This window comes from Micromonospora profundi (assembly GCF_011927785.1).
GTDB lineage: Bacteria > Actinomycetota > Actinomycetes > Mycobacteriales > Micromonosporaceae > Micromonospora > Micromonospora profundi.
The window spans coordinates 3493633-3500000 of record NZ_JAATJK010000001.1; the positions used below are offsets into that span (position 1 = coordinate 3493633).

Below are 6368 nucleotides of genomic sequence, written 5' to 3' on the forward strand. Positions count from 1 at the left end.
GGGCGTCCTCGTCAGCCGCCGGTGGGCAACCCGAAACTCTCCAGCACGTTGGCCGCGTCCGGCCCCACCGGGCGGATCTCCGGCAGCGCCGGCGCCGACCACGCCGCAGCGCAGAGGGCGGCCAGCGCGTCCAACGACCGGCCCGAACCGGCCAGCTCCAACGTCCCGTCGCGGTCCGTCACGGACCAGCCGCCGGCGTCCGCCGCGCCCGGGACCCGCACTGCGGCAGCCGGGTCGAAGAGCCCCGCCAGGTCCCTCGCGACATACGTCGGACGCCGCCGCGGCTCAGCGGCGAGCAACTCGGGTACGCCGCTGACACCCGTGAGTACGAGCAGGCTGTCCAGCCCTGCCCGACGGGCGCCCTCGATGTCGGTGTCCAACCGGTCCCCCACGACCAGGGTCCGCCCGCCGTCACTGCGCCGGGCGGCGGTCTCGAACAGCGCCGACTCCGGCTTGCCGACCACCAGGTCGGGGTCCCGCTCCAACGCGGTCCGCAGCACTGCCACCAGGGAACCGTTGCCCGGCAGCGGTCCCCGCGCGCTGGGCAGCGTCCGGTCGGTGTTCGTGGCGACCCAGATGGCGCCCTGCCGCACCGCTACCGACGCCTCGGCCAGCTCGGTCCAGCCGACCTGCGGGCCATAGCCCTGCACCACCGCCGCGGGCTTCTCGTCGGCGAGGGTGACCGGGGTCAGGCCGACCGCGCGCAGCTCGGCACGCAGCGCCTCCGCGCCGACCACCAGCACCGGCGCACCGGCGGGCAGCCGGTCACGCAACAGCTCGGCGGCGGCCGCGGCGGAGGTGAGCACCTCCTCCGGCAGAGCCGGCACACCCATCCCGGTCAGCAGGTCGGCGACGTCACTGGAGCGGCGGGAGGCGTTGTTGGTGGCGTACGCCACCGATCGCCCCTCGGCGTGCAGGCGGGCCACCGCGTCGACCGCGCCGGGGATCGGCCGGTCGATCAGGTAGATCACCCCGTCCAGGTCGAAGACGACAAGGGTGTACCCGTCGACCAGCCGCTCCCCGGCGTCCGTACTCACCGCTGCGTCGACTCCGACTCGTCGCCCCGGGCCGGGACGGTCGCGTCGTTCACCGCGTCGGCGTCGCTGGCTGCCGGAGTCCGATCGACGGCAGCAGGCTCAGCCTGGCCCCGCTCGTCCGAACGGCCGTCGTCGTCGTCATCGTCGTCGTCATCGTCGTCGTCATCGTCATCGTCATCGTCATCGTCATCGTCATCGTCGTCGGCATCGTCATCGTCGTCGTCGTCGTCGTCGTCGTCGTCGTCGTCGTCGTCGTCGTCGTCATCGTCGTCGTCGTCGTCGTCATCGGCGTCGTCGTCGTCATCGGCGTCGGCCAGCTCGGTGTCGGGCTGGGCCGGCACGGCGCCCGGGGCGCCCGGACCGGCGGCGATCTCCTCGACCGCCTCGTCCTCGTCGTCGCCCTCGATGACCACGCCGTCGAGTTCCAACAGCCGCTCCGCGGCATCGGTCTCGCCCTCGGTGTCCACGTCGGCGGCCCGGGAGAACCACTCGCGGGCCTCCTCGCGCCGGCCCACCGCGAGCAGCGCGTCGGCGTACGCGTAGCGCAGCCGCGCCGTCCACGGCACCGTCGCCTCACTGGTGAGGTCCGGGACCTGGAGCATCGCGACCGCGGCGTCCTTCTGCCCGAGGTCACCCCGGGCGCCCGCGGCGACGATCAGCAGCTCGATCGCGACGGCCTGGTCGAGCTTCTCCTGGTCGGCGCCACGGAACAGGTCAATAGCCCGCTCCGGGCGGCCCAGAGCGCGCTCACAGTCCGCGAGCACAGCCACGTGGCTCTGCAATCCACTCATCCGGTGGTACGTACGCAGCTCGGCGATTGCCGTCTGCCACTCCCCCGCGTGGTACGCGGCCAGGCCGACCGCCTCGCGGACGGCGGAGATGCGGGACGCGAGCCGTCGGGCGGCCAGCGCGTGCGCCAACGCCTCGGCCGGATCCTCGTCGATCAACTGTCCAGTGGCGACCAGGTGTCGGGCCACCGTCTCGGCGACCGGCTTGTTCAGCGAGAGCAGCTCAGCACGGACGTCCTTGTCGAGGTCCGTGGCGACGATGTCGTCCGGCAACGCCGGGGCCGAACTGCGCCCGCCCTCGGCCGACTCGGAGCCCGTGCCACGGTCGTCCCGCCGGAAGTCGCCCTCACGACGCGGCCGCTCATCAGCGCGGAAGCCGCCGTCGCGGTCCCCACCGCGGTAGCCGCCTTCACGACGGTCACCGCCACGGTTACCACCCTCGCGGTCACCACCTCGGAAGCCGCCCTCACGCGGCGGACCGGAGCGACCACGGTCGCCGCCACCCTGGTAGCCACCCTCGCGACGGTCACCGCCACGGAAGCCACCCTCGCGGGGAGCACCCGAGCGCGATCCATCACGGTCGCCGCCACGGAAGCCACCGTCGCGGTCGCCACTCCGGAAGCCACCCTCACGGGGCGGACCGGAGCGACCACGGTCGCCGCCACCCTGGTAGCCACCCTCGCGACGGTCACCGCCACGGAAGCCACCCTCGCGGTCACCACCACGGAAGCCGCCCTCACGCGGCGCACGGGAGCCGTCGCGGTCGCCACTCCGGAAGCCACCCTCACGGGGCGGACCGGAACGACCACGATCGCCGCCACCCTGGTAGCCACCCTCGCGACGGTCGCCACCACGGAAGCCACCGTCGCGGTCGCCACCACGGAAACCACCCTCGCGCGGCGCACCCGAACGCGACCCATCACGGTCGCCACCACGGAAACCACCCTCGCGACGGTCTCCGCCGCGGAAGCCGCCGTCGCGGTCGCCACCACGGAAACCACCCTCACGCGGCGCACCAGGCCGGGAGCCACCTTGGTAGCCGCCCTCACGCGGCGCACCAGATCGGGAGCCACCCTGGTAGCCGCCCTCACGCGGCGCACCAGATCGGGAGCCACCCTGGTAGCCGCCCTCACGGCGATCGCCACCCTGGTAGCCGCCTTCACGACGGTCACCGCCGCGGAAGCCACCGTCGCGGTCGCCACCACGGAAACCACCCTCACGCGGCGCACCCGAACGCGACCCATCACGGTCGCCACCACGGAAGCCGCCTTCGCGACGGTCGCCGCCACGGAAACCACTGTCACGGTCACCGCCGCGGAAACCGCCCTCGCGGTCGCCACCACGGAAACCGCCCTCACGGGGCGGGCCGGAACGACCACGGTCGCCGCCACCCTGGTAACCACCCTCACGGGGAGCACCCGAACGCGAACCATCACGGTCACCGCCACGGAAACCGCCCTCGCGACGATCACCACCGCGGAAACCACCGTCGCGGTCGCCTCCACGGGAACCGCCCTCGCGGTCACCGCCGCGGAAACCACCTTCGCGACGGTCACCGCCGCGGAAACCACCGTCACGGTCGCCACCACGGAAGCCACCCTCGCGCGGCGGGCCGGAACGACCACGGTCCCCGCCACCCTGGTAGCCACCCTCACGACGGTCACCACCACGGAAGCCACCCTCACGAGGCGCACCCGAGCGCGAACCGTCACGATCGCCGCCACGGAAACCACCTTCACGGCGGTCACCGCCGCGGAAACCACCGTCACGGTCGCCACCACGGAAGCCACCCTCGCGCGGCGGGCCGGAACGACCACGGTCCCCGCCACCCTGGTAGCCACCCTCACGACGGTCACCACCACGGAAGCCACCCTCACGAGGCGCACCCGAGCGCGAACCGTCACGATCGCCGCCACGGAAACCACCCTCGCGGTCACCACCACGGAAGCCACCCTCACGCGGGGCTCCGGATCGCGAGCCGTCCCGGTCACCACCACGGGAACCGCCGTCGCGACTGCCGGCGTATCCGCCTCGGGTGCCGCCTGCGCTGTCTCGGTCTCCCCGGTACGGGGGCCGGTCGTCGCGCCGCGCACCGCGGTCGCGTTCGCCGGAGCCGTCTTCGTTACGACGGGGACGGTCTCCGCCCTGCGGTCCTGAACTCACAGGTACATCCTTCCTGATTGCGCCACCAATGGCGCCACGCAGTCGAGGGCCGACCCGGATTGGGGCGGCCCTCGACTGGAAGATTGTCCGGCGGTGTCCTACTCTCCCACACCCTCACGAGTGCAGTACCATCGGCGCTGGAGGGCTTAGCTTCCGGGTTCGGAATGTAACCGGGCGTTTCCCCTCCGCCATGACCGCCGTAACTCTATAGACATATCAAACAACACCACACAACCGGGGCTTGTTCGTTTGTCTAGAGTTGCACAGTGGACGCGTAGCAGCTTAGTAGTCAAGTCCTCGGCCTATTAGTACCGGTCAACTGAACCCGTTACCGGGCTTACATTTCCGGCCTATCAACCCAGTCGTCTAGCTGGGGGCCTTACCCCACCAAAGGTGGGTGGGATACCTCATCTTGAAGCAGGCTTCCCGCTTAGATGCTTTCAGCGGTTATCCCTTCCGAACGTAGCTAACCAGCCGTGCCCCTGGCGGGACAACTGGCACACCAGAGGTTCGTCCGTCCCGGTCCTCTCGTACTAGGGACAGCCCTTCTCAAGTATCCTACGCGCACGGCGGATAGGGACCGAACTGTCTCACGACGTTCTAAACCCAGCTCGCGTACCGCTTTAATGGGCGAACAGCCCAACCCTTGGGACCTGCTACAGCCCCAGGATGCGACGAGCCGACATCGAGGTGCCAAACCATCCCGTCGATATGGACTCTTGGGGAAGATCAGCCTGTTATCCCCGGGGTACCTTTTATCCGTTGAGCGACACCGCTTCCACTCGCAAGTGCCGGATCACTAGTCCCGACTTTCGTCCCTGCTCGACCTGTCAGTCTCACAGTCAAGCTCCCTTGTGTACTTGCACTCAACACCTGATTGCCAACCAGGCTGAGGGAACCTTTGGGCGCCTCCGTTACCTTTTAGGAGGCAACCGCCCCAGTTAAACTACCCACCAGACACTGTCCCTGAACCGGATAACGGTCCGAAGTTAGATACCCAAATCAACCAGAGTGGTATTTCAAGATTGCCTCCACCCATACTGGCGTATGGACTTCACCGGCTCCCACCTATCCTACACAAGCTAATTCGAGTACCAATGTCAAGCTATAGTAAAGGTCCCGGGGTCTTTCCGTCCTGCCGCGCGTAACGAGCATCTTTACTCGTACTGCAATTTCGCCGGGCCTGTGGTTGAGACAGTGGGGAAGTCGTTACGCCATTCGTGCAGGTCGGAACTTACCCGACAAGGAATTTCGCTACCTTAGGATGGTTATAGTTACCACCGCCGTTTACTGGCGCTTAAGTTCTCCGCTTCGCCCCGAAGAGCTAACAGGTCCCCTTAACGTTCCAGCACCGGGCAGGCGTCAGTCCATATACATCGAATTACTTCTTCGCATGGACCTGTGTTTTTAGTAAACAGTCGCTTCCCCCTGCTCTCTGCGGCCATACAACGCTCCACCCGCGCGGGGCTTCACGTCTCCGGCCCCCCTTCTCCCTAAGTTACGGGGGCAATTTGCCGAGTTCCTTAACCACAGTTCGCCCGATCGCCTCGGTATTCTCTACCTGACCACCTGTGTCGGTTTGGGGTACGGGCCGCTAAGAACTCGCTAGAGGCTTTTCTCGGCAGCATAGGATCACTGACTTCACCTGAATCGGCTCGGCATCACGTCTCAGCCTTAAAGTGTCGCGGATTTGCCTACGACACGGCCTACACGCTTACCCCGGCACAACCACCGGCCGGGCTCAGCTACCTTCCTGCGTCACCCCATCGCTTGACTACTACCCGCCAGGTTCCCACGCTCCCCACCATCCGTCCGAAGACATCAGGCAGCTCGGGTGGTTAGCACAACGAGGTTCATCAGGGACGCTCTTTCGCGGGTACGGGAATATCAACCCGTTGTCCATCGACTACGCCTCTCGGCCTCGCCTTAGGTCCCGACTCACCCAGGGCGGATTAGCCTGGCCCTGGAACCCTTGGTCATCCGGCGGAAGGGTTTCTCACCCTTCTTTCGCTACTCATGCCTGCATTCTCACTCGTGCCGCGTCCACAACTGGGTCACCCCGCTGCTTCACTCGCGGCACGACGCTCCCCTACCCATCCACACACCTGCACAAGGAATCAAGTCCAAGCGAGGTTAAAATGTGAATGCCACAGCTTCGGCGGTGTGCTTGAGCCCCGCTACATTGTCGGCGCGGAACCACTTGACCAGTGAGCTATTACGCACTCTTTAAAGGGTGGCTGCTTCTAAGCCAACCTCCTGGTTGTCTATGCGACCCCACATCCTTTTCCACTTAGCACACGCTTAGGGGCCTTAGCTGGTGATCTGGGCTGTTTCCCTCTCGACTACGAAGCTTATCCCCCGCAGTCTCACTGCCGCGCTC

At 67.3% G+C, this 6368-nt stretch carries 3 protein-coding genes and 2 rRNA genes (1 of these 5 running past the window's edge); all 5 read right to left on the reverse strand.

Going from position 1 to position 6368, the window contains the following annotated elements:
* Positions 1–11: 11 nt before the first annotated feature.
* Positions 12–1037: an HAD-IIA family hydrolase gene (locus F4558_RS15255; RefSeq protein WP_167944846.1), complete on the reverse strand. Its 1026-nt coding sequence runs from the start codon at positions 1035–1037 to the stop codon at positions 12–14.
* Entirely contained in the window at positions 1034–2014 is a 981-nt protein-coding gene (locus F4558_RS15265) for a tetratricopeptide repeat protein (RefSeq protein ID WP_312877437.1), read from the reverse strand. Before F4558_RS15265 ends, F4558_RS15255 begins: the two co-directional genes overlap by 4 nt.
* A gap of 20 nt (positions 2015–2034) precedes the next feature.
* Positions 2035–3768, reverse strand: coding sequence for a hypothetical protein (locus F4558_RS15270; protein ID WP_167944848.1), 1734 nt, complete (start codon positions 3766–3768; stop codon positions 2035–2037).
* A 305-nt stretch (positions 3769–4073) separates the two neighbouring features.
* Positions 4074–4190 (reverse strand): 5S ribosomal RNA (rrf, locus tag F4558_RS15275).
* Positions 4191–4273: 83 nt separating this feature from the next.
* Positions 4274–6368: ribosomal RNA gene (locus tag F4558_RS15280) — 23S ribosomal RNA — on the reverse strand; it runs 1016 nt beyond the window's last position.